The organism is Streptomyces natalensis ATCC 27448 (assembly GCF_000935125.1).
GTDB classification, from domain to species: Bacteria; Actinomycetota; Actinomycetes; order Streptomycetales; family Streptomycetaceae; genus Streptomyces; species Streptomyces natalensis.
This window is the reverse complement of record NZ_JRKI01000061.1, coordinates 668,452-689,760: the sequence shown is the minus strand read 5'-3', so window position 1 is coordinate 689,760 and position 21,309 is coordinate 668,452. Positions and strand designations below refer to the sequence as shown.

At 71.3% G+C, this 21,309-nt stretch carries 23 protein-coding genes; 18 read left to right on the top strand and 5 right to left on the bottom strand.

Annotated elements, in window-relative coordinates:
* Positions 1–160: 160 nt before the first annotated feature.
* The 12 genes from SNA_RS33790 to SNA_RS33735 all read left to right on the top strand — a co-directional run bounded on the left by SNA_RS33790 (position 161) and on the right by SNA_RS33735 (position 10,309).
* Positions 161–1,309: a hypothetical protein gene (locus SNA_RS33790; RefSeq protein WP_338059840.1), complete on the top strand. Its 1,149-nt coding sequence runs from the start codon at positions 161–163 to the stop codon at positions 1,307–1,309.
* A 70-nt stretch (positions 1,310–1,379) separates the two neighbouring features.
* Positions 1,380–2,099: a Flp pilus assembly protein CpaB gene (gene cpaB, locus SNA_RS33785; RefSeq protein ID WP_030072579.1), complete on the top strand. Its 720-nt coding sequence runs from the start codon at positions 1,380–1,382 to the stop codon at positions 2,097–2,099.
* A 13-nt stretch (positions 2,100–2,112) separates the two neighbouring features.
* The gene (locus SNA_RS33780) at positions 2,113–3,597 is read left to right on the top strand and encodes a CpaE/TadZ family protein (protein WP_044368130.1); all 1,485 of its coding nucleotides are present in this window, start codon (positions 2,113–2,115) and stop codon (positions 3,595–3,597) included.
* 3 nt (positions 3,598–3,600) lie between these two features.
* Complete coding sequence (locus SNA_RS42925; protein ID WP_030072574.1) at positions 3,601–3,984, top strand: TadE family protein; 384 nt, start codon at positions 3,601–3,603, stop codon at positions 3,982–3,984.
* Positions 3,984–4,466 (top strand): TadE/TadG family type IV pilus assembly protein, encoded by a 483-nt coding sequence (locus SNA_RS33770; RefSeq protein WP_044368129.1) that lies wholly within the window; start codon positions 3,984–3,986, stop codon positions 4,464–4,466. The genes SNA_RS42925 and SNA_RS33770 overlap by 1 nt, the downstream gene beginning before the upstream one ends.
* A complete protein-coding gene (locus SNA_RS33765; protein WP_044368128.1) occupies positions 4,463–5,803 on the top strand; it encodes a TadA family conjugal transfer-associated ATPase in 1,341 nt (446 codons plus the stop codon). The genes SNA_RS33770 and SNA_RS33765 overlap by 4 nt, the downstream gene beginning before the upstream one ends.
* Entirely contained in the window at positions 5,800–6,750 is a 951-nt protein-coding gene (locus tag SNA_RS33760; protein ID WP_030072570.1) for a type II secretion system F family protein, read from the top strand. The genes SNA_RS33765 and SNA_RS33760 overlap by 4 nt, the downstream gene beginning before the upstream one ends.
* A gap of 81 nt (positions 6,751–6,831) precedes the next feature.
* Complete coding sequence (locus SNA_RS33755; protein WP_030072568.1) at positions 6,832–7,725, top strand: DUF5936 domain-containing protein; 894 nt, start codon at positions 6,832–6,834, stop codon at positions 7,723–7,725.
* Positions 7,726–8,227: 502 nt separating this feature from the next.
* Positions 8,228–8,389 carry a membrane protein gene (locus SNA_RS43485; protein ID WP_030072566.1) on the top strand — a complete coding sequence of 54 codons (162 nt, stop codon included), beginning with the start codon at positions 8,228–8,230 and terminating at the stop codon, positions 8,387–8,389.
* An 8-nt stretch (positions 8,390–8,397) separates the two neighbouring features.
* Entirely contained in the window at positions 8,398–9,039 is a 642-nt protein-coding gene (locus tag SNA_RS33745) for a pilus assembly protein TadG-related protein (protein ID WP_030072564.1), read from the top strand.
* A gap of 64 nt (positions 9,040–9,103) precedes the next feature.
* Positions 9,104–9,688, top strand: coding sequence for a hypothetical protein (locus SNA_RS33740; protein WP_030072562.1), 585 nt, complete (start codon positions 9,104–9,106; stop codon positions 9,686–9,688).
* Positions 9,689–9,694: 6 nt separating this feature from the next.
* The gene (locus SNA_RS33735) at positions 9,695–10,309 is read left to right on the top strand and encodes an OmpA family protein (protein WP_030072560.1); all 615 of its coding nucleotides are present in this window, start codon (positions 9,695–9,697) and stop codon (positions 10,307–10,309) included.
* Positions 10,310–10,358: 49 nt separating this feature from the next.
* Here the strand turns inward: SNA_RS33735 and SNA_RS33730 are convergent, their stop codons facing one another.
* Positions 10,359–10,763, bottom strand: a complete 405-nt coding sequence (locus SNA_RS33730) for a DUF192 domain-containing protein (protein ID WP_030072559.1) — start codon at positions 10,761–10,763, stop codon at positions 10,359–10,361.
* A gap of 40 nt (positions 10,764–10,803) precedes the next feature.
* On the opposite strand from SNA_RS33730, the gene SNA_RS33725 reads away from it, so the two are divergent.
* Positions 10,804–11,538, top strand: coding sequence for a prepilin peptidase (locus SNA_RS33725; RefSeq protein WP_044368126.1), 735 nt, complete (start codon positions 10,804–10,806; stop codon positions 11,536–11,538).
* Between the two features lie 205 nt (positions 11,539–11,743).
* Here SNA_RS33725 and mgrA read toward each other — a convergent pair whose 3' ends face one another.
* Positions 11,744–12,781, bottom strand: a complete 1,038-nt coding sequence (mgrA, locus tag SNA_RS33720) for an L-glyceraldehyde 3-phosphate reductase (protein WP_037794080.1) — start codon at positions 12,779–12,781, stop codon at positions 11,744–11,746.
* 124 nt (positions 12,782–12,905) lie between these two features.
* Here mgrA and SNA_RS33715 point away from each other — a divergent pair, with 124 nt between their 5' ends.
* The 4 genes from SNA_RS33715 (at position 12,906) to SNA_RS33700 (ending at position 18,193) form a co-directional block, all read left to right on the top strand.
* A complete protein-coding gene (locus SNA_RS33715) occupies positions 12,906–13,703 on the top strand; it encodes an isoprenyl transferase (protein WP_044368125.1) in 798 nt (265 codons plus the stop codon).
* Between the two features lie 387 nt (positions 13,704–14,090).
* Entirely contained in the window at positions 14,091–15,428 is a 1,338-nt protein-coding gene (locus tag SNA_RS33710) for a PhoH family protein (protein ID WP_030072549.1), read from the top strand.
* Positions 15,429–15,836: 408 nt separating this feature from the next.
* Complete coding sequence (locus SNA_RS33705) at positions 15,837–16,532, top strand: aggregation-promoting factor C-terminal-like domain-containing protein (RefSeq protein ID WP_044368124.1); 696 nt, start codon at positions 15,837–15,839, stop codon at positions 16,530–16,532.
* A gap of 206 nt (positions 16,533–16,738) precedes the next feature.
* The gene (locus tag SNA_RS33700; RefSeq protein WP_044368123.1) at positions 16,739–18,193 is read left to right on the top strand and encodes an AI-2E family transporter; all 1,455 of its coding nucleotides are present in this window, start codon (positions 16,739–16,741) and stop codon (positions 18,191–18,193) included.
* Between the two features lie 158 nt (positions 18,194–18,351).
* On the opposite strand, the gene SNA_RS33695 is transcribed toward SNA_RS33700, so the two are convergent.
* Positions 18,352–18,885: an alkyl hydroperoxide reductase gene (locus tag SNA_RS33695; protein WP_030072545.1), complete on the bottom strand. Its 534-nt coding sequence runs from the start codon at positions 18,883–18,885 to the stop codon at positions 18,352–18,354.
* A 43-nt stretch (positions 18,886–18,928) separates the two neighbouring features.
* Positions 18,929–19,483 (bottom strand): peroxiredoxin, encoded by a 555-nt coding sequence (locus SNA_RS33690; RefSeq protein ID WP_030072543.1) that lies wholly within the window; start codon positions 19,481–19,483, stop codon positions 18,929–18,931.
* 154 nt (positions 19,484–19,637) lie between these two features.
* Between SNA_RS33690 and SNA_RS33685 the strand changes: the two genes are divergently transcribed.
* Positions 19,638–20,597, top strand: coding sequence for a hydrogen peroxide-inducible genes activator (locus SNA_RS33685; protein ID WP_044368120.1), 960 nt, complete (start codon positions 19,638–19,640; stop codon positions 20,595–20,597).
* On the opposite strand, the gene SNA_RS33680 is transcribed toward SNA_RS33685, so the two are convergent.
* Positions 20,594–21,220, bottom strand: a complete 627-nt coding sequence (locus SNA_RS33680; protein ID WP_030072540.1) for a Uma2 family endonuclease — start codon at positions 21,218–21,220, stop codon at positions 20,594–20,596. The genes SNA_RS33685 and SNA_RS33680 overlap by 4 nt on opposite strands.
* Positions 21,221–21,309 lie beyond the last annotated feature (89 nt).

Below are 21,309 nucleotides of genomic sequence, written 5' to 3'. Positions count from 1 at the left end.
ACCGTTTCCCTGCCGGACCGTCGCGACGACGAGTAGCCCGGAACATGTTCTCTGGGGCGTATCTCGTGGATAAAGTGCTGAGCGTATGGCGCCGATGGCGCAGAGCTGTGCCGATCCGCGGTCCCGGACCCCCGGCGGCCGCTGGGAGTGGGGGAGCGACGTGCCGACCGCGATTGCAGTCACCAGCCCTGACCTCGCGCTGCCCGCCGATCCGCAGACCCCCGCCGCGGTCGTCCTGCGGGCCCCGCAACTCCAGCCGCTGGACGAGGCCCTGACGGAGACCGCCGCCGTCCTCGAACACCACGGCCATCTCGTCGTGCTCTACTCCTCGGCCTGTCCGCCCGACCACATCCGCCGGCTGCACACCCTGCGCTCCGTCCTGGAAAGCGACCGGATCGCGATCGTGCCGCTGTCCCTGCCGCCCCTGGGGGTGGCGGTGCTCGCCCACCAGCTGCGGCAGCTGACGCTGGGCGGCTTCGGCCCGGGGGTGCTCGCCTGCGCGGCGCGGCTGCTGGCGCACTACGTCCACGCGGGCGCCCTGCTGGGCAGCGTCAGCGGGCTGGACCGCGTCGAGGTCGATCTGCGCTCCCATATGAAGTCCTGGCTGCCCGGTGCGCATTTCGCGGTACTGGCCAGCCCGCAGCCGCATCTGGAGCATCTCGACCGGCACAGCCAACGGGCCGGGCTGCCCGCCCCCGGGTTCGCCACCCAGCTCGCGGTCGCCCGCGGAGCGCTGGCCGCGGAGTGGGTGGACGGCGTGCTGGCCCCGGCCTGGCAGGTGCAGGGCGCCTACGAGGCCCGGCTGCCGGCCGAGTCCGCCCGGTGGTGGGGCACCCAGAAGCTGATCGAATTCGCCGCAGCTATCCCCGATCCCTCCGTGCTGCACCGGCTGGTGTCGTCCGTACGGCGCGAGGAGTGCCGCTGGTGCGGCCTGGAACTGATCGGCGAGCGCTGCGCGTTCTGCGCCACGCCGGTGGCGCGCGAACGGTCGGCGGGCGGCGCGGGGGCGTCACCCGCAGCCATAGCCGGGCCGGACGCCGCTGGGGCCACCGGGGCACCCGGCACCGCGGCGACCGGCCCCACCCCGCCCATGCCCCCGCCGCCCGCCGCCCCGCCGTCACCCCCCTCCCCGCTGCGCCGCCGCGGCCTGTCCCCCGTGGCACCGTCGGGCGTACCGGGCGCAGGCGGCGGCGCCCCCGGACAGCCCGACGTCCGCGGACCCGGTGCCGCCGCGGAACCGTCCGCCCCCGGCCGATGGGACCCGCCCGGCCTCCCCGGCACCGCACGGACGGTGGCCCACGTGCGCTGACCCACCTGTCGCCGGCCCCGACCGTGCCCCGTCCGCCCGTCTCCCCGTCCCCGAACGAGGTCCAACCCCCATGAACTCTCGCCAGCGCCGCGGAGTGATCCTGCTGCTCCTGTCGGCCCTCTGTGCGGTCGGCGCGTTCCTCGGCGTCCTGTCGGTGATCAAGAACGTCGAGTCCAAGGTCGGGCCGGAGAGGGCGGCCTACCGGCTGAAGGCGGATGTCGCGGCCTACAAGCCGCTGGATCCCGGGCAGTTCGAAAAGGTGGCGATGCCGAAGCGGTGGCTGCCGACCACCGCGGTGACCAACCTGGACCAGGTGCGCGGAAAGATCGCGGTGACGCCCCTGAAGAAGGGCTCGCTGCTCCAGGAGGACATGGTCGTCGAGCGGCCCGCGCTGAAGCCGGGGCAGCAGGAGATCGCCATCATGATCGACGCCTCCACCGGTGTGGCCGGCAAGATCAACCCCGGGGCCCGGGTGAACATCTACGCCACCTTCGAGGGCAAACGCCCCGAGGACAAGCCGGTCTCCAAGGTCATCGTCGCCGGCGCCCAGGTCATCGACGTCGGCAAGCTGACGCCCCTGGAGACCAGGGACCCGGGCGACACCACCGGCACCAACCGCCAGGCCGGCGAGGCCGTCCCGATCACCTTCGCCCTGGACACCCAGGACGCCCAGCGGGTCGCCTACGCCGAGTCCTTCGCCTCCCACGTCCGGCTCGCCCTCCTCGCCCCGGGCGGCCCGGCCACCATCCCGCCCGGCGAGCGCACCTACACCCTCGACGGCGACAAGTGACCCGGAGGCCCAGGTGACCATCCGCATCCTGCCCGCAGTGGGCGACCCGGACGCCGCCCGCGTGCTGTCCTCGCTGCTCAGCCAGCTGCCGGACGCCGAGCCCGCACCGGCGGTCGCCGACTCCGGTGCGCTGCTGGCAGCCCTGGCCCAGGCCGCCGCGCCGTCCGCCCGGCCGCCCGCCGATCCCACCGGCGGCCGCGGCCCGGCGCCCGCCGTCGACGCGCTGCCCGAGGTCGTCCTCGTCCACGAACGGATCGGCCCGCTGCCCGCCCTTGAGCTGATCCGCGAGGTGGCGCTGCGCTTCCCTGCCGTGGGCGTCGTCCTGATCACCCAGGACGCGGGGCCCGCGCTGTTCTCCGCGGCGATGGACGCCGGCGCCCGCGGCATCGTCGGACTGCCCCTGGGCTACGAGGAACTGGCCGCGCGGGTGCAGGCGGCCGCCCAGTGGTCGGCGGGTGTACGGGTCCACCTGGGCGGCGGCCCGGACGCGGCCCCCGGGCCCGCCGGGACGCTGGTGACGGTGACCGGCGCCAAGGGCGGTGTCGGCACCACGGTCACCGCCGTCCAGCTGGCGCTCGCCGCCCGCGCCGCGGGCCGCAGCGTCGCGCTGGTGGACATGGACCTCCAGTCCGGCGATGTCGCCTCCTATTTGGACGTCCAGTTCCGCCGCTCGCTGGTGGACCTCGCCGGCATCGAGGACCTGTCCGTACGGGTCCTCCAGGACGCGGTGCACGACCACCCCACCGGCCTGGGGCTGCTGCTGGCCCCGGAGGAGGGCGAGCGTGGCGAGGAGGTGGACGACCGGGCCGCCCGGCACATCGTGGCCGCGCTGCGCTCCCGTTACGAGGTGGTGGTCGTCGACTGCGGCGCCCAGATGCAGTCCGCGAACGCCGCGGCCGTCGAACTCGCCGATGTGGCGCTGCTGGTGACCACCCCGGACGTGGTGGCCGTACGCGCCGCCAAACGCCAGGTGCGGCTGTGGGACCGCCTCCAGATCCGCAAGGCCGCGGACACCACGACCCTGGTCAACCGCCTCAGCCGCAGCACCGAGATCCAGCCGCCGCTGGTGGCGAAGGCCACCGGCACCCTGATGGCCAGGACCTCGATCCCGGCCGCCTTCAAGGAACTTCAGCCCTGTGTCGACGCGGGCCGGATGCAGGACCTGGACGCCCGCTCGACGGTCAAGCAGGCGCTGTGGGCGCTGGCGGGCGAGCTGGGTCTGGTCGAGGCGCCCGCCGCCCGCCAGGGTCGCGGCGGCCCCCGGGCGCGTACGGCGCTGACCGTGCGCATGCGCAAGGCGATAACCGCCGGGGCGGCTCCCGGACCGGGGACGGCTCAGGGTCCGGCCCCGGGGGCATCCGGGTTCGGCCCGGCCCCGAGGTTCGGCGCCCGGCGCGGTGCCCCGGCGGCGACCGGCCCGGCGGGACCGATGGGACCGACCGGATCGACCGGCACGACGGGTCCGTTCGGCGCGCCCGGTCCGTACGAGGAGCGCTGAGCCGTGCGGCGCCCGCTGGGCGGCAGCGACCGCGGCCAGGTCTCCGTCGAATTCCTCGGTCTGCTCCCGCTGATCGCGCTGGTGCTGATCCTGCTGTGGCAGTTCGTCCTGACCGGCTACACGTACGCGCTCGCGGCCAACTCCGCCGACCGCGGCGCACGGGCCGCCACCGCCCTGGACACCGGCGGCCCGGGCGCCTGCCACGCCGCCGCCCTGCGCGATCTGCCCGGCGCCTGGCGCCGCGGCACCACCACCGACTGCCACACCGAGGCCGGGCTGTGGAAGGCGACGGTCCGCATCAAGGTCCCGGTGCTGTTCCCCGGCGCCGCCAGCTTCCCCTGGACGGTGTCCGGTTCGGCCGGCGCGGCGAAGGAGGCCCGGGACTGATGGCCCCCTTCCCGCTCCCCGCCCGGCTGCGCGGCCGCCCCCGCGACCGCGGCCAGGTCTCGATCGAATTCCTCGGCTTCCTGCCCGTCCTGCTGGCCGTGGCGCTGGCCGTGATCCAGCTGGGCCTGGGCGCCTACGCCGTCCAGCAGGCCGGTACGGGCGCCCGCGCCGCGGCCCGTACCGCCTCCCTGGACGCGGCCGACCGCGAGACCGATCCCGCCGGCGCGGGCAAGGCCGCGATGAGCGGCTGGATCGCGAAGGGCGCCACCGTCTCGGTGGGCGGGGGCGGGGACGCGGTGCAGGCCACCGCGACCGTCCACATCCCCTCGATCGTCCCCGGCGTCGACTTCGGCTCCGCCCGCCGCAGCGCCACCATGCCCCGCCCCGCGCACGACGGCCAGGCCGCGGCGGGACCGTACGAAGGAGCCCGGGAAGTGCCGGCGCAGGGAACCCAACGAGCAGCAGGAGCACCGCCGCGATGAGCCTCAAAGCACGGATCGTCGCCCCCGAACCGCCGGCGGAGGCGCGCCACGACAACCATCTGGTCGCCGTCTACCGCGCCAAGCTGCTCGAAGAGATCGACCTCGCCGAGATGTCCGCGCTCAGCGCCGCCGAGCGCCGCTCGCGTCTGGAACGCGTCCTGGGCCACATCATCAGCCGCGAGGGCCCGGTGCTGTCCACCGCCGAACGCGCCCAGCTCATCCGCCGGGTGGTCGACGAGGCGCTGGGCCTGGGCGTCCTCGAACCGCTCCTGGAGGACGCCTCCATCACCGAAATCATGGTCAACGGCCCCGACCAGGTGTATGTCGAGCGCTCCGGCCGGGTCGAGCTGGTGCCCGTCCGCTTCGCCTCGCACGAGCAGCTGATGCAGACCATCGAGCGGATCGTCTCGACGGTCAACCGCCGGGTGGACGAGTCCAATCCGATGGTCGACGCCCGTCTTCCCTCCGGCGAACGCGTCAACGTCATCATCCCGCCGCTCGCCCTCAACGGCGCCACCCTCACCATCCGCCGCTTCCCGCGCGCCTACACCCTCGCCGAACTCATCGGCATGGGCACCCTCGACGAGCAGATGCTGGTGCTGCTGGCGGGCCTGGTGCGCGCCAAGTTCAACGTCGTGGTCTCCGGGGCCACCGGCGCCGGCAAGACCACCCTGCTCAACGCCCTCTCCGGGCTGATCCCCGACGGGGAGCGGATCATCACGGTCGAGGACGCGGCCGAACTCCAGCTCCAGCAGACCCATGTGATCCGCCTGGAGTCCCGCCCGCCCAACGTCGAGGGCAAGGGCCGGATCACCATCCGCGACCTGGTCCGCAACTCCCTGCGCATGCGCCCCGACCGCATCATCGTCGGCGAGGTACGCGGCGGCGAGACCCTCGACATGCTCCAGGCCATGTCCACCGGCCACGACGGTTCGCTGGCCACCGTCCACGCCAACAGCGCCGAGGACGCCCTGATGCGGCTCCAGACCCTGGCCTCGATGTCGGATGTCAAGGTCCCCTTCGAGGCGCTGCGGGACCAGATCAACAGCGCCGTCGACTGCCTGGTCCAGCTCACCCGGCACGCCGACGGCTCCCGCCGGATCAGTGAGATCGCCCTGCTCGACTCCCGCGGCCACGAGGACTACCGGCTCGCCACCGTCTGCCGCTTCGACGCCGAACCGATGGGCGCCGACCGCGTCGTCCACGGCCGCTTCCGCTACTTCCCGCTGCCACGCCGGGTCGCCGAACGCCTCGTCATGGCCGGCGAGCCCACCCCGCCCGCCTTCGGCGTGGCGGTCACCGACGACCAGCTCGCCCTCCGGAAGGCCCACTCATGACCGGCGGCACCGCGCTGCTTCCCGTGCTCGCCCTCGTCGCCACCGTGCTGTGCGGAGTGCTGGCGGTCCTCGGCGTACGGGCCTACGTCAGCGGGCGCGACCGCCGCCAGGCCATCGTCGACCGCCTTGCCGACGAGCACGGACTGCCCCCGGCCGCGCGCCGCCGCCGCTTCCCCTCCGTCGACCGCACGCTGCGCGGCACCCGCCTCGGCCGCCACCTAGAACGGCGGCTGACCGCCACCGGACTGGACCTGACCCCCGGTGAGTTCCTGGTCTCCCTGCTGGCCGCGATGGCCGCCCTGTGGCTGATCGCCCAGGCCACCCTCGCCCCGTTCTTCGGCCCGATCGCCGCGCTGGTGGCCGTCTGGTCGGCCGCCGCCTTCCTCAACTGGCAGCGCCAGAAGCGCATCGAGAAGTTCATCAACCAGCTCCCCGAACTCTCCCGGATCCTGGCCAACGCCACCCAGGCGGGCCTGGCCCTGCGCACCGCCCTGGGCATGGCCGCCGAGGAACTGGAGGCCCCCGCGGGCGAGGAACTGGCCAGGGTCTCCGACAAACTCGCCGTCGGCCACTCCGTCGACGAGGCCCTCGGGGAGCTCGCCGAACGCCTGCCCTCGCGCGAACTGGTCGTGCTGGTCACCACCTTGGTGCTCGCCAACCGCGCGGGCGGCACCGTCGTCGGCTCCCTGCGCAACCTCACCAAGACCCTGGAGGAGCGCAAGGAGACCCGCCGCGAGGTCCGCACCCAGCTCTCCCAGGTGGTCATCACGGCGTATGTCGTCCCGCTGCTGGGCATCGGCACCCTGCTGCTGATGAACCGCATCGCCCCCGGCGCCATCGACCGGATGACCTCCACCTTCCTCGGCCAGGCGGCGGTCGTGGTGGCGTTCGTCCTCTACGCCCTCGGCTTCTGGTTCATCCGCCGCTTCTCCAAGATCGACGTCTAGCGCGCCGCCCGCACCCCACCGTCCCCGTACCTCACCGCCCACCCACACCGCCCAGGAGCCTCGGACACACGCATGGGAAGCATGGGAATCGGAATCCTCCTGGCCCTCGCCTTCGCCCTCTCGGTCGCCGGCATCTGCTGCGGCATCGCCCTCTACCGCCGCGAGGCCAGACTCCCGCCCGACCTGGCGCTGTCCCTGGAGGTCGGCGCGACCCGGACGACGGTCGTCGGCTCGGCGGTCGACCGCCTGGGTATGCGCCATGCGCCCCTGGTCCTGCGCCTGATGGGCGAGAGACGCGTCGCCCGGGTCCGCCGCCGTATCGACCAGGCCGGCAACCCCGCCGGCCTCACCGTCGACCGCTACGCCGCCCGCCGCGCCGTCTATGGTGCGCTCGGCCTCGTCGCCGCCCTGGTGATGGTGCTGCGCGGCCAGCCCCTCCTCGCCGTCCTGATGGTCCTCTTCGCGCTCTTCTGGACCGAAGTGGGCATCTGGGCCGCGATCCGCCAGCGCAGGGACACCATCGAACGGACCCTCCCCGACTTCCTGGACGTCCTCGCCGTCGTCGTCAGCGCGGGGCTCGGTTTCCGCCAGGCTCTGGACCGCGTCGCCGAGAAATACGAAGGCCCCTGGGCCGACGAACTGCGCATCACCCTGCGGCAGATGGACATGGGCGTCAGCCGCCGCGTGGCCTTCGACGAACTGCGCAAACGCAACGACTCCGAACAGGTCGCCCAGTTCGTCACGGCCCTTCAGCAGGGCGAGGAACTCGGCTCCCCCATCGTGGACACCCTCATCCAGATCGCCAACGACATGCGCCGCACCGACGCCCAGAACGCCCGCCGCCGCGCCACCCGCGCCGTCCCCAAAGCCACCATGGTGATCACCACCTTCATGGTCCCGGCCACCATGATCCTGCTGGTCGCCGGCTTCTTCCTGGGCTCGGGCACCAACTTCGGCTCCCTGATGGGCAAATGACCACGCACGGTCGCACGCGGCCGCCGCGCGGTGGGCCCGTCCGGCGGCACCGGCCTGCTGGCCCCGGCGCGGCCCTTTGTCGCGGTGGCATCGTACGCGGCCGGATGAGTACGCTACGGACCCCGCTTCGCGCCAATGCCTTCGCAGGAGCAACGAGTTGTGCCACAGTGGATGCCGCCGCGTCGCCCCTCGTACCCCGGCACGAGCGGGCCGGTCAGTTCCAGTGGTGTCGAAGAATCCCGGGAGGATCCGGGTGATCCGGGCGATCCGGAGGATCCCGGAGGGGGAGCGGGGGTGGTCAAGGTGCGGCTGAGTGGCCGAAACGCGCCGTTGCACCGCCCGTTCGGTTTCCCCGCCGAGGAAGGGGTTCGCAATCCCTGTTCCGGGAACGCTCTTCCGGCGTACTTTTCAAGTGTTTTTCCGAGCGCGGACAAGCGCGCCGGCACCACGGGGGCAGACCAGCCGGACCAGAGCGGGCCGGCCGCCCATGAAGGGGAAGACGATGGCGAAGTGGTTTGTGGGGAACGACCGGGGACAGACCTCGGTCGAATACCTGGGCATCATCGCGGTGGTCGTGGCGATCGTCATCGCGATCGCCGGTACGGACATCGGCCAGTCCATCTACGACGCCATCACCTCGAAGATCTCGCAGCTCACCGGCTGACGGAAGCGGTGCGGCACGGCGTACGACGCGACGCAGGGCAGGCCTTCCCCATCTACCTCGTGGCCGTGGCGGGCCTGCTCTTTCTCGCGTTCGCGTTTTTCGCCGTGGGCCAGGCCGCCGCCACCCGCAACGGCGCGCAGACCGCCGCCGACGCCGCGGCGCTGGGCGCGGCCCAGAGCTACCGCGACGACCTCCACCGCGCGCTGCGCAAGGCGATCGAGGGCGAGGACTCCTGGAGCGATCTGCTCAAGGCGATGGGCGCCCCCACCGACACCGCCTGCCGCAGCGCCCAGTGGTTCGCCGGCAAGAACGACGCCGATGTCACCGCCTGCACCCCCGACTCCTGGCCGACCTCGTTCGCCGTGGCGGTCACCACCCGTGGCACGGTGGGCCGTTCGATCGTCCCCGGTACGGAGAACACCCATGCGTCGGCGCACGCCCAGGCGGTCGTCACCCCGCGCTGCACCGTACGGCCCGGCAAGGACAAGCCCGGCAAGGACAAGCCCGGCAAGGACAAGCCCGGCAAGGACAAGCCCGGCACGGGGAAGATCCAGCTCCTCTGCGACGGCCGGCCGCTGACCCTCGACCCCGGGCACCTCGACTCCTTCCCCGGACCGGCCGCCTTCTTCGCCGTACGGCTCGCCCGATGACTGCCCCGCGCCCCCGCCCGCAACCCGCCGAATCAAGCCTCTGACCAGCAAAGGAATCTCGCCCATGAGCATGCAACGCACCGCGCGGCGCCGTACGGCGGCGGCCGCGCTCGTGCTTGCCGCCGGCTTGGCCTTCGGCGCGGTCGGCTGCGGCAGCGACAGCGGACCGGCGACGGGCACCGCGAAGAAGCCCCAGCCGCCCGCCGGTTCGCACAGTTCCCCGGCGACCGCGCCGGCCGCGGATTCCAGCAAGGTCATCGCCGTCCTCAGAGGCAAGAAGGGCATGGTGCTGACCCTCAACTCCGCGGTGCGTGACTCCGGCGGATTCGTCACCGTGCAGGGGGTGCTGAAGAACACCAGCTCCGAGCCGTTCAGCGAATCGTCCGCCTGGCGCGGCGACGAGACGGAGATGCAGCAGCACGGCAACCACCTGGGCGGGGCGACGCTGATCGACATCAAGGAGCGCAAGCGGTACTACGTCCTGCGCGACACCGAAGGGCGCCCGCTGGCGACGACCGGCATCCGGATCATCAAGCCCGGGGAGACCCTGCCGGTCTTCATGCAGTTCCCCTCGCCGGCGGCCAGCACCACCGATGTGGAATTCCAGCTGCCGACCTTCCCCCTTGCCGACATCGAGATCACCGGGTGAGTGACCATGTCCCCAGGCCGCACCGTCCCCAGGGCCGCAGTGGCCGCCGCCTGCGCCGTCCTTGCCGCCGCCCTGCTGACGCAGTCGGCCCGGGCGGACGGTCCGCCCGGCACCCGTGAGGACTCCACCGCACCCGTCCGGATCGACCCCCACGACCCCGACCTGCGGATGGTCCAGGGCGCCACGCTCGCGCCCGCCAAGGTGCTCAACATCAAGTCCATCGTGGAGAGCGACGACGGTTCCGAGCGCCGTCAGGACACCAACGACAACGTCACCTTCTCGCTCCAGGCCGAGGTCCTCTTCGGCAAGGACAGCGCCAAGCTCTCACCGGACGCGCTCTCCCGGATCGACACCATCGCCTCCGAGGCCAAGAAGCAGAACGCCACCCGGCTGCGGGTCTTCGGCTTCACCGACAACCTCGGATCGGCCGCACACGGCCTGACGCTGTCCAAACAGCGCGCCGATGCCGTCCAGCAGGAACTGGCGGGCGAGCTGGGCTCGTCGGTGACGTTCGACATCCGCGGTTACGGCGAGCAGTACCCGATCGCCGACAACGCCACCGAGGCGGGCCGCAAGAAGAACCGCCGGGTCGAGGTCAGCTTCCCGCGGGCCGGGGAGTAGGGAGCAGCCGCCGCGGACGGGCCCGCCCAGGACCGGTGTGCCTCGGCGCCTAGGGCGCCGCGTCCGGGCCGCACGCTTCCACCGCGAGGCGACGGCCCGGACGCAGGCCCCACTTCGCCATCGCCCCCGCCTCCGCCTCCAGGACGTGCCGGGCGCGCAGGCGCGGGCGTCCGAAGCGGCCGGGGGGCATGGTGCGTACGGCCAGGACGGTCAGGTCCCGGCTCAGATAGGCGACATCGATCGCGAACCGCATCCGGACGGTGTGCACCCCGCTCGCCGGGGTGAGCAGCAGCGCCCCCTCGATACCGTCGCGGCCCAACAGGCCGCGGGTGCGGGCCCGGTAGGACGCGGCGATCTCCAACGGGACGCCGGCGACGGGCCAGGAGCCCGTGCCCTCGCCGGGGCCCGAGTCCGCCATGAGGAGTACTCCGGGGCCGTTCCGCCAGCGCGCCATGTCCGTCGTTCTATCAGCCGGACGGCCCTAAGGTCGACGCATGTCGGTGATGCTGATGGTTCTCGCCGCCGCCTACGGGGCCGCGGCCGGGCTGCTGATACCGCGGCCCGCCCACCGGATGTCCGTCGGCTCCGAGGAGGAGTGGCGCAGCGCCTGCCCCGGCGGGCATGCGATCGGCGGCCGGGCGCGGGGCTGGCTGGGGCGGGGGCGGTGCCCGGAGCCGGGATGCGGGGCGTACGGGCCGGGGGCGGCGGCGACGGCCGCGGTCACCGCGCTGTCCTGTACGGCGCTCGCGGCGGCCACCGGGGCCCGGCCCGAGCTCGCCGTCTGGCTGCTGATGGCCCCGGTGGCCGTCCTGCTGACCGTCGTCGACTGGCGGGTGCACCGGCTGCCCGACGTCCTGACCCTGCCGCTGGCGGCCGCGGCGGCCGGGGCGCTGGGCCTGGTCGCCCCGCTGACGGGGGAGGGCGGCGCCTTCTCGCGGGCGCTGCTGGGCGGGCTCGCGCTGGGCGCCTGCTACCTCCTGCTGTTCGTCGTCAACCCGGCGGGGATCGGCCTGGGTGACGTCAAGCTGGCGATCGGGCTGGGGATCGCCCTTGGGTGGTACGGCTGGGACGCCGTCGCCACCGGGGGCGCGGCCGGTGTGCTGACCGGGGCGCTCTACGGGGTCGGGCTGATGTGCGTCCGAAGGGGCGGGGCGAAGGTCATGCCGCTGGGACCATTCATGATCATTGGGGCGTTCGGCGCGCTGCTCCTGGGGGCGGCCGCGGCCTGAAAGCCGCCCGTGGCATCCGTCCCCGTCCGCCCGCCCGACAGGCCGAGCCACGCCGCGCCGCAACGCGATGCACGCAGCACCCCCCTGTCGGGGTTATGGTGGAAGCCCCCCCTCGGGCCGGTCCGTATTCCCCCCCACGGACCGGCCCGCTTTTTTTGTCCGGCCGAAACGGCCCCCCCGGGGGGCCTGTGCGGCGACTCGGTGTCTAGTTCCGGCGCGCCCAGATGTTCACGCCCTCCGTGGAGACCGCGTACCGATCGATCTCGGCCACTTCCTCCGCGGTGAGGGCGGGACCCTGGAGGGCCGCGACATTGGCCTCCAGCTGGGCCACGCTGCTGGCGCCGATCAGCGCGGCGGTCATCCGCTCGTCGCGCAGCACCCAGCGCAGGGCCATCTGGGCCAGCGACTGGCCGCGCCGGGCGGCGATGTCGTTCAGCCCGCGCAGCCGGCCGACCACGTCCTCGGACAGCAGCTGCGGGTCCAGGGACTTGCCCTGCGAGGCCCGCGACCCTTCGGGGACGCCCCGGAGGTACTTGTCGGTGAGCAGTCCCTGGGCCAGCGGCGCGAAGGAGATACAGCCCATGCCCTCGGCCTCAAGGGTGTCCAGCAGCGCATCGTCCTCGGTCCAGCGGTTGATCATCGAGTACGAGGGCTGGTGGATCAGCGCCGGAACACCCATTTCGCGCAGAATGCCCGCCGCCTCGCGGGTCTGCTCGGCGGAGTAAGAGGAGATACCGGCGTAAAGCGCCTTCCCCTGATGAACCGCGGAGGCCAGTGCGCCCATCGTCTCCTGGAGCGGCGTGTGCGGATCGAAGCGGTGCGAGTAGAAGATATCGACGTAATCGACACCCATCCGCTTCAGTGACGCATCCAGCGACGACAGGAGATATTTGCGCGAACCCCATTCTCCGTACGGACCGGGGTGCATCAGATATCCGGCCTTCGTGGAGAGAATCATCTCGTCACGGTAGGGCCGGAAGTCCTGGGCGAAGATCTTGCCGAAGTTCAGCTCGGCGGACCCGGGCGGCGGGCCGTAGTTGTTGGCCAGATCGAAGTGGGTGATGCCCAGGTCGAAGGCGCGGCGCAGGATCGCCCGCTGGGACGCCAGGGTGCGGTCGTCCCCGAAGTTGTGCCACAGTCCGAGAGAGATGGCGGGGAGTTTCAGACCGCTGCGGCCGGTACGCCGGTACTCCATGGAGTCGTAGCGCGATTCCACGGCGTGGTAGTCAGATGTGCCAGTCATGCTCATCTCCCTATCACGTACTTGTGACACACCTGATTGGGCTCTCGTGACACCCGACACGTAAAGTTGCCCCCTTGAGGCGACGGGGCGAGGGCCATTTCGGCACGGAGGGGCTGGACCACATATGACGCGATCTTCCGGGGTGCGCATCCCTTATCCGCCCGCACTGCGCAATCTGGTCTACCGGCTGTATGCGCGCCGGGTGGAGGGCCGCCTGGACCACGCCCAGGTGCCCAAGCACATCGGCGTCATCCTCGACGGCAACCGGCGCTGGGCGCGGGCCGACGGGCGGACCCCCGAGCAGGGCCACCAGGCGGGCGCGGCCAAGATCAGCGAGCTGCTGGGGTGGTGCGCGGAGACCGATGTGGAGGTCCTCACGCTCTGGCTGCTGTCGACGGACAACCTCGACCGGCCCGCGGTCGAGCTGAAGCCGCTGCTGGGCATCATCGAGAACACCGTGCGCGACCTGGCCGCCGACGGCCGCTGGCGCGTCCACCACGTCGGCAACCGCGATCTCCTCCCGGAGGCCACCCAGACGGTCCTCAAGGAGGCCGAGACGGCCACCGCCGACAACAAGGGCATTCTGGTGAACGTCGCGGTCGGCTACGGCGGCCGCCAGGAGATCGCCGATGCCGTGCGCTCGCTGCTGCTGGAGCACGCCGAGCGCGGCACCTCCCTGGAGGAGATCGCCGAGACCGTCGACATCGACCTGATCTCCGAGCACCTCTACACCCGCGGCCAGCCGGACCCGGACCTGGTGATCCGTACGAGCGGCGAGCAGCGGCTGTCGGGCTTCATGCTCTGGCAGAGCGCGCACTCCGAGTTCTTCTTCTGCGAGGTCTTCTGGCCGGCCTTCCGCAAGGTGGACTTCCTGCGCGCGTTGCGCGACTACGCGGCCCGGCACCGGCGCTACGGCGGCTGAAGCGGGTTTTCCGGCGAGGAGTTCGGGGGTTATCCCCCGGAATGTGCAGTTTGTGCGCGCTGAGTCGGCGGTCCGGGTGCGCCACGCCGGCGATCTTGTGTAACCAAAGGTTCATCAACCGTGCGTCATATGCCATGGCATGGGGGCGCGGGTTCGCGGGAATATCCCTGGCAGGTCGGCGTCCGGAATCAGACATCGGGCGCCGGTTCTCAGCGGGCGGCATGGGGCCGTCCGCCCGGGAGGCCCTTTGCACATCACGGACGATCGTGCGGATCGCACGGACGACGCGGAGGGCCGGCGTTCGGCCCGTGCAGCGTGGCCTGAACCCGGTCCCGTGCCCGGCGACGCCGTCGCACCCCGACCTCATCCGAGGGGGTTCGTCCACCCGTGGTGAACAGCAAAAAGCGCCGTGAGAACGGCCGGCGCACCTACGTCCTCGACACCAGCGTCCTGCTGGCGGATCCAGGCTCCATGTCCCGCTTCGAGGAGCACGAAGTCGTCCTCCCGGTCGTCGTCGTCACGGAGTTGGAGGCCAAGCGGCACCACCCCGAGCTCGGCTACTTCGCCCGGCAGGCGCTCCGGCTGCTGGACGAATACCGCGTCCAGTACGGAAGGCTGGACGCCCCCATCCCCATCGGAGGTCTCGGCGGCACCCTCCGCGTCGAGCTCAACCACTCCGACCCGGGCATCCTGCCGGCGGCCTTCCTCAACGGCCACAGCCGTCCGGGCGACAACGACTCCCGCATCCTCGCGGTCGCCCGCAACCTTCAGGCCGAGGGGTACGACGTCACGGTCGTCTCGAAGGACCTGCCGATGCGCATCAAGGCGTCCTCGGTGGGTCTGCTGGCCGAGGAGTACCGCGCCGAGCTGGCCATCACCGACTCCGGCTGGACGGGCATGGCCGAACTGGCCGTCTCCGCGGAACAGGTGGACGACCTGTTCGCCGCCGAGAGCGCCCAGCTGCCGGGCGCCGCGGAGTTCCCGGTGCACACCGGACTGGTCCTCCAGTCCGAACGCGGCAAGGCGCTGGGCCGGGTCACCGCGGACGGCGGGGTGCGGCTGGTGCGCGGCGACCGGGAGGCGTTCGGGATCCACGGCCGCAGCGCCGAACAGCGCATCGCGCTGGACCTGCTGCTCGACCCGGACGTCGGCATCGTGTCCATGGGCGGGCGGGCCGGTACGGGCAAGTCGGCGCTGGCGCTGTGCGCGGGTCTGGAGGCCGTGCTGGAGCGCCGGCAGCACCGCAAGGTGATGGTCTTCCGGCCGCTGTACGCGGTCGGCGGGCAGGAGCTGGGCTATCTGCCCGGCAGCGAGGCCGAGAAGATGAGCCCCTGGGCGCAGGCGGTCTTCGACACCCTGTCCGCGGTGACCACCAAGGACGTCATCGAAGAGGTGGTCGGGCGCGGCATGCTGGAGGTGCTGCCGCTCACCCATATCCGCGGCCGCTCGCTGCACGATGCGTTCGTCATCGTCGACGAGGCCCAGTCGCTGGAACGGAACGTCCTTCTGACGGTTCTGTCCCGTATCGGCGCCAACTCCCGGGTCGTCCTGACCCATGACGTGGCACAGCGGGACAATCTGCGCGTAGGGCGCTACGACGGCGTGGTCGCGGTCGTCGAGAAGCTGAAGGGCCATCCGCTTTTCGCGCATGTCACGCTCACGCGGTCCGAGCGCTCCCCGATCGCCGCCCTGGTGACCGAAATGCTGGAGGACGGCAGGATCTGACCCGTTGTGAACCACCGCGCCGCCCGGAGAAGCGAGGGAGCTTAGCCGGGCGGCGCGCGTGTCCGCGCGGATATCCGAAAATCCTGGGGAGTAAACGAGGTGTGAGCTTTCACACCCGGCCGGGAATTGATTCGCGGTGCCCGGTTCGGGCAGAGTCTGGGTCCTGTCAGGCCCCGCATACGGCACCACCAGCATCCCCAGAGGTGCGGAACAACCGAACTTCATAGCGAGTCGCCGTATGCCGCCCGAGCACCACGCGGACCCCCTTGGGGGACGTACCGGGCCAGTGCCTCCCGTGACCAGCCGGTCCCGCCCGCTCAACTGGGTCCGGAACAAGGGGAGACCAGCGCCAGGGGCACGATTGCGCCCGCGAGGTCACCTATGCGGGCGACGCTGGAAGGAATTCGTGTGAGCCGGATCTCGGTCCGGGGATTCGCAGTGGCCTCCGCCACCGCGGTCACCACCGTCGGCGCTGTCGTCGGCGTCGCCGCAGGGCAGCCCGCCTCGGTCAACGCCGAGGCCACCGCCGCCGATGCGACGATCGCCGACATCCCCGCGGGCGCACAGGCCCAGGTGCAGACGGCTTCCCTGACGCAGCAGGCGGACGACGCGTCCAGCCAGGCGGACGCGGCAGCCCTGAAGTCGGCACAGGAAGCAGCCCGTAAGGCAGCCGCGGAGACCGCGCAGTCCAAGAAGGACGCCGCGGACCAGGCCAAGGCGAAGAAGGACGCCGACGCGCGCAAGAAGCAGGAGGCGGCCGCCTCCCGCTCCGCATCGCGCGATGTGGGCGACCTTCTCGGCAAGAGCTCCTACACGATCGCCGAGACGCAGGCCATCGCCCATCAGATGATGGCGAGCGACCAGTTCCAGTGCTTCAGCAACATAGTGGACCACGAGTCCGGCTGGAACTACCGCGCCACCAACGCCTCCTCGGGCGCCTACGGCCTCGTCCAGGCCCTGCCGGGCTCCAAGATGTCCTCGGCCGGTTCCGACTGGCAGACCAACCCGGCGACCCAGATCAAGTGGGGCCTGAACTACATGAACGACCGCTACGGCAGCCCCTGTGGTGCCTGGTCGTTCTGGCAGGCCAACAGCTGGTACTAGGCCGTATCGGCCGCCACCGGGACATACCGGCGGCAACCGGCACTTGTGAAACCCCCGACCGCGTCAGCGTCGGGGGTTTCGTGCATCCGCGTGTCCCGCGCGCCGCGGAAGCCGGCGCCGCGGGGCGGCCGTACTCAGCCCGCGCGCCCCGGCACAGGTAACGTCGTGCCGACAGATGTGGCGTCAGGGAGGGGAAGAGAAGCGACATGTCCAGATTGCCTCAGTGGGTCGGCGGCGCCGGCGCCGGTCTGACGCGGCTCGCGCAGCGGCTGGAGGAACAGCGCCGCCGGGCGGAGGCCGCGGAGGCCGCGGCCGCCGACCAGGATGACCTGAGGCGTGCGGAGGATCCGCCCGACGGCCTCGCGCCGCCGCCCGCCCGTGCGGCCGAACCGCCGGCGGTCGTCGACGGCGTGCCGCATGCGGCCTCGCCGGACGGATCCCGGCCTGTCGCCACCGCCCCGCCGCCCGAATCCGTTCCCGCCCCGCCCGCCTATGCGCCCGCCGTCGCCGCCCGCCCGGACCCGGTCGCGGCGGTGCCGTGGGGCGTACGGGTCGCCGCCGAGGCCGGCTGGCGGCTGCTCGTCCTGGCCGGAACGCTGTGGGTGCTGGCGAAGGTCATCACCACCATCCAGCTGGTCGTCCTCTCCTTCATCGCCGCGCTGCTGATCACCGCGATGCTCCAGCCCACCGTGGCCTGGCTGCGTCACCGCGGACTGGCACGCGGGCTGGCCACCGCGCTGACCTTCATCGGCGGCTTCGTGGTGATGGGCCTGGTCGGCTGGTTCGTTGTCTGGCAGGTTCAGGACAACATCGACTCGGTGGCCGGTCAGATCCAGAAGGGCATCGCCGAGCTGAAGGGCTGGCTGCTCAAGGGCCCCTTCCATGTGACCGAGAGTCAGATCAACCAGATCGCCAAGAACCTCCAGGACGCGGTCGGTCACAACACCGAGGCGATCACCTCGGCCGGGCTGGAAGGCGTCACCGTCGTCATCGAGGTGTTCACCGGCATCCTGCTGTCGATGTTCACCACGCTCTTCCTGCTCTACGACGGCCGCCGCATCTGGACCTGGCTGCTCAAGCTGATGCCCGGCGCGGCCCGCGAGGGCGTGGCGGGCGCCGGGCCGCGGGCCTGGCGGACGCTGACCGCCTATGTCCGCGGCACGGTGATAGTGGCCCTGATCGACGCGATAGTCATCGGCATCGGCCTGTGGATCCTCGACGTCCCGCTGGCCCTCCCGCTGGCCGTCTTCATCTTCCTCTTCGCCTTCATCCCGCTGGTGGGCGCGGTGGTCTCCGGCGCGCTGGCCTGCGTGGTCTCGCTGGTCACCCAGGGCGTCTTCACGGCCCTGATCGTGCTGGCGATCGTCCTGGCGGTCAATCAGATCGAGGGCCATGTCCTCCAGCCCTTCATCCTGGGCCGCGCGGTGCGGGTCCACCCGCTCGCCGTGATCCTCTCGGTCGCCTCCGGCAGCCTGATCGCCGGCATCGGCGGCGCGGTCGTCGCCGTCCCGCTGGTGGCCGTCACCAACACGGTCGTCAGTTATCTGCGCAAGTACTCCAAGGAACAGGCGCTGCGCATGATGCCCACACCGCACGGGGCGACGGCGCTGTCGGCGGCACCGCAGCAGCCGCGTACGGAGGTGGCGGAGGCGGGGTCGTAACGGCCACCGGGTCGCAACGGCCGCAGGCTCTTCGCGTACGGCTCGCCCACGGCACCGGGCCCGAACGACCCGAAACCGCACCGGAACACGCAAAGACCCCGCAGAATCAGCATTCTGCGGGGTCTTTGCGCAATGATCCGGCGCGCTGCCGACGGGAGTTACTCCGCCAGCGCGTCCTCGGCGTCCAGCGTGGCGCCCACGGCCTGGAGGACCGAGGCGATCTTGACGGCTTCCTGGATCGTCTCGCGGTCCACACCGGCCTTGCGGAGCACCTGCTCGTGCGAGTCCAGGCACATGCCGCAGCCGTTGATGGCGGAGACGGCCAGCGACCACAGTTCGAAGTCGACCTTGTCCACGCCCGGGTTGCCGATGACGTTCATCCGCAGACCGGCACGGAGGTTGCCGTACTCCGGGTCCGACAGCAGGTGCCGGGTGCGGTAGAAGACGTTGTTCATCGCCATGATGGCGGCGGCGGACTTGGCCGCCTGGTACGCCTCGGGGGAGAGGTTGGCCTTCGCCTCCGGCTCCAGCTCCCGCAGCACCTTGGGCGAGCGCGAGGCGATCGCGCAGGCCAGCACCGTGCCCCACAGCTGCTGCTGCGGCAGGTCGCTGTTGCCGATGACCGAGCCGAGGTTCAGCTTCAGGTCCTTGGCGAAGTCCGGTACGGCGGACTTGAGCTCGTCGAGAGCCATGTCGATCGGCCTTCCCTTCAGTGGTGCGTTCTCAGAGGTGCGTTCACTCGCCCGACAGGAGGGCGACCGGGTCGAGGGTGTCGTCGCCCTTGGACCAGTTGCAGGGGCACAGCTCGTCGGTCTGGAGGGCGTCCAGAACCCGCAGGACCTCCTTGGGGTTACGGCCGACGGAACCGGCGGTCACCATGGTGAACTGGATCTCGTTGTTCTGGTCGACGATGAAGACGGCGCGCTGCGCGAAGCCGTCCTCGCCCTCGATGCCCAGGGCGCGCATGAGCTCGTGCTTGGAGTCGGCGAGCATCGGGAAGGGCAGGTCGGTCAGGTCCGGGTGGTCCTTGCGCCAGGCGTGGTGCACGAACTCGGAGTCACCGGAGAAGCCGAGGACCTGCGCATCGCGGTCGGCGAACTCGTCGTTCAGCTTGCCGAACGCGGCGATCTCGGTGGGGCACACGAAGGTGAAGTCCTTGGGCCACGCGAAGACGATCTTCCACTTGCCCTCGTAGGTCTTGTGGTTGATCTGCTCGAACTCCTCGCCCTTCTCCAGCGAGACACAGGCAGTCAGGTCGAACTCGGGGAACTTGTCACCGACAGTGAGCACGCGCTCTCCTTGCAGCGAAAGAAAAACCTGCGGGGGCCCTTTTTGAGGTGACCCGCGGCTTTCTTGTGGGGCTTGGACGGGTCAAACAGTGCCACACGACGCATTGATCAGTGAAATAGCTAGACTGGTGAATGTTGATCGGAGGTGGTTATCAGTGGTCTCACCGGTAAGCCCGGGCGGCCGGCCCCGCCAGCCCAGCCTGGCCCAGCTCCGCGCCTTCGCCGCGGTGGCCGAGCATCTGCACTTCCGCGAGGCGGCCGCGGACATCGGGATGAGCCAGCCGGCGCTCTCGGGCGCGGTCTCCGCGCTGGAGGAGGCGCTGGGAGTGCAGCTCCTGGAGCGTACGACGCGCAAGGTGCTGCTCTCACCGGCGGGGGAGCGGGTGGCGGCGCGCGCCCGTACGGTCCTGGAGGCGGTCGGCGATCTCCTGGAGGAGGCGGAGGCGGCCCGCGCCCCCTTCACCGGCGCCCTGCGCCTCGGTGTCATCCCCACCGTCGCGCCCTACCTCCTGCCGACGGTCCTGCGGCTCACCCACGGCTCGTACCCCGACCTGGACCTCCAGGTCCACGAGGAACAGACCGCCTCCCTGCTGGAGGGGCTCGCGGCCGGCCGCCTCGACCTCCTCCTGCTCGCCGTCCCCCTCGGCGTCCCGAACATCACCGAACTCCCGCTCTTCGACGAGGACTTCGTGCTGGTCGCCCCCAAGGACCACTGGCTCGGCGGCCGCGCCGACATTCCGCGGGAAGCGCTGAAGGAACTCGATCTCCTGCTGCTGGACGAGGGCCACTGCCTGCGCGACCAGGCCCTGGACATCTGCCGCGAGGCGGGCCGTGAGGAGGGGGCACCGGTGACGACCAGCGCGGCCGGTCTGTCCACCCTGGTCCAACTCGTGGCCGGCGGCCTCGGGGTGACCCTGCTTCCCCGTACGGCCCTACGGGTGGAGACGGCCCGCAACGACCTGCTGACCACCGGCTATTTCGCCGACCCCCAGCCGTCCCGCACCGTCGCCCTCGCCATGCGCACGGGCACCGCCCGAGCGGCGGAATTCGAGGAGTTCGCGGGGGCGTTGCGGGGGGCCATGCGGTTGTTGCCGGTGCGGGTGGTGGGGGGTTAGGGGCGCGGGGGGCGGCGCCGGCAGTCGTCGAGGATCTGCGTGACGTCCAGAATGACTTCGGCGCCGATGGACTCCGGAAGGGTGACCTTCTCTCCGGCTGCATGGACGCTGTGTAGACCGTATCCGTCCTCCATGGGCTGGGTGAGGACGTGGAGGCGTTCATGTTTGCGGTCGACGATCACATAGACAGGCACCTTTGCTGCACTGTAGGCGGCGACCTTTGTGCGCAGGTCGTTGGCGTAGTTCCCGGACGTGACCTCAAGGACCATCCGGAACACCGCCGGGTCGCCGCACTCGAAATCGATGATGTGTTCCCCGGCGTCGGCGTCCACCACGGACAGGTCGGGAATCGCGAAGTTCTCTGGGCCGTCCGGCAGCCACACGCCGAAACCTTCGACGACTTCCGTCTCGCCACGGTTCAATCCGGCCGCGGCGAAGGTGTCCCGGATGCGGGACAGCCCCTTCGCATGGGCCCAGTCCGAAGGTGGGGTCACGGTGAGTACGCCTCCGAGGATCTCGACGCGGTAGCCCGGGAGCTGTTCCGAGAGCTGGTCAGCCTGCTCGAGGAGCGTCAGCGGCTTGCGGTCACGCGCGTAGGGACGCTCGACAGCTGCTGCGGACATTGCATGCCTCCCGTTGACTGGTGCCGAGGCCATAATCGTAGGCCCGGCCACCCGCACGCGTCTCGTATGACCACGTTCACCCGTTCGAG

What these genes read in the sequence shown, in the direction of transcription:
- cpaB (WP_030072579.1), top strand. Translation starts at nt 1,380, where the DNA reads ATGAACTCTCGCCAGCGCCGCGGAGTGATCCTGCTGCTCCTGTCGGCC.
- SNA_RS33770 (WP_044368129.1), top strand. Translation starts at nt 3,984, where the DNA reads ATGGCCCCCTTCCCGCTCCCCGCCCGGCTGCGCGGCCGCCCCCGCGAC.
- SNA_RS33765 (WP_044368128.1), top strand. Translation starts at nt 4,463, where the DNA reads ATGAGCCTCAAAGCACGGATCGTCGCCCCCGAACCGCCGGCGGAGGCG.
- SNA_RS33760 (WP_030072570.1), top strand. Translation starts at nt 5,800, where the DNA reads ATGACCGGCGGCACCGCGCTGCTTCCCGTGCTCGCCCTCGTCGCCACC.
- SNA_RS33755 (WP_030072568.1), top strand. Translation starts at nt 6,832, where the DNA reads ATGGGAATCGGAATCCTCCTGGCCCTCGCCTTCGCCCTCTCGGTCGCC.
- SNA_RS43485 (WP_030072566.1), top strand. Translation starts at nt 8,228, where the DNA reads ATGGCGAAGTGGTTTGTGGGGAACGACCGGGGACAGACCTCGGTCGAA.
- SNA_RS33740 (WP_030072562.1), top strand. Translation starts at nt 9,104, where the DNA reads ATGAGCATGCAACGCACCGCGCGGCGCCGTACGGCGGCGGCCGCGCTC.
- SNA_RS33735 (WP_030072560.1), top strand. Translation starts at nt 9,695, where the DNA reads ATGTCCCCAGGCCGCACCGTCCCCAGGGCCGCAGTGGCCGCCGCCTGC.
- SNA_RS33730 (WP_030072559.1), bottom strand. Translation starts at nt 10,763, where the DNA reads ATGGCGCGCTGGCGGAACGGCCCCGGAGTACTCCTCATGGCGGACTCG.
- SNA_RS33725 (WP_044368126.1), top strand. Translation starts at nt 10,804, where the DNA reads ATGTCGGTGATGCTGATGGTTCTCGCCGCCGCCTACGGGGCCGCGGCC.
- mgrA (WP_037794080.1), bottom strand. Translation starts at nt 12,781, where the DNA reads ATGACTGGCACATCTGACTACCACGCCGTGGAATCGCGCTACGACTCC.
- SNA_RS33715 (WP_044368125.1), top strand. Translation starts at nt 12,906, where the DNA reads ATGACGCGATCTTCCGGGGTGCGCATCCCTTATCCGCCCGCACTGCGC.
- SNA_RS33700 (WP_044368123.1), top strand. Translation starts at nt 16,739, where the DNA reads ATGTCCAGATTGCCTCAGTGGGTCGGCGGCGCCGGCGCCGGTCTGACG.
- SNA_RS33695 (WP_030072545.1), bottom strand. Translation starts at nt 18,885, where the DNA reads ATGGCTCTCGACGAGCTCAAGTCCGCCGTACCGGACTTCGCCAAGGAC.
- SNA_RS33680 (WP_030072540.1), bottom strand. Translation starts at nt 21,220, where the DNA reads ATGTCCGCAGCAGCTGTCGAGCGTCCCTACGCGCGTGACCGCAAGCCG.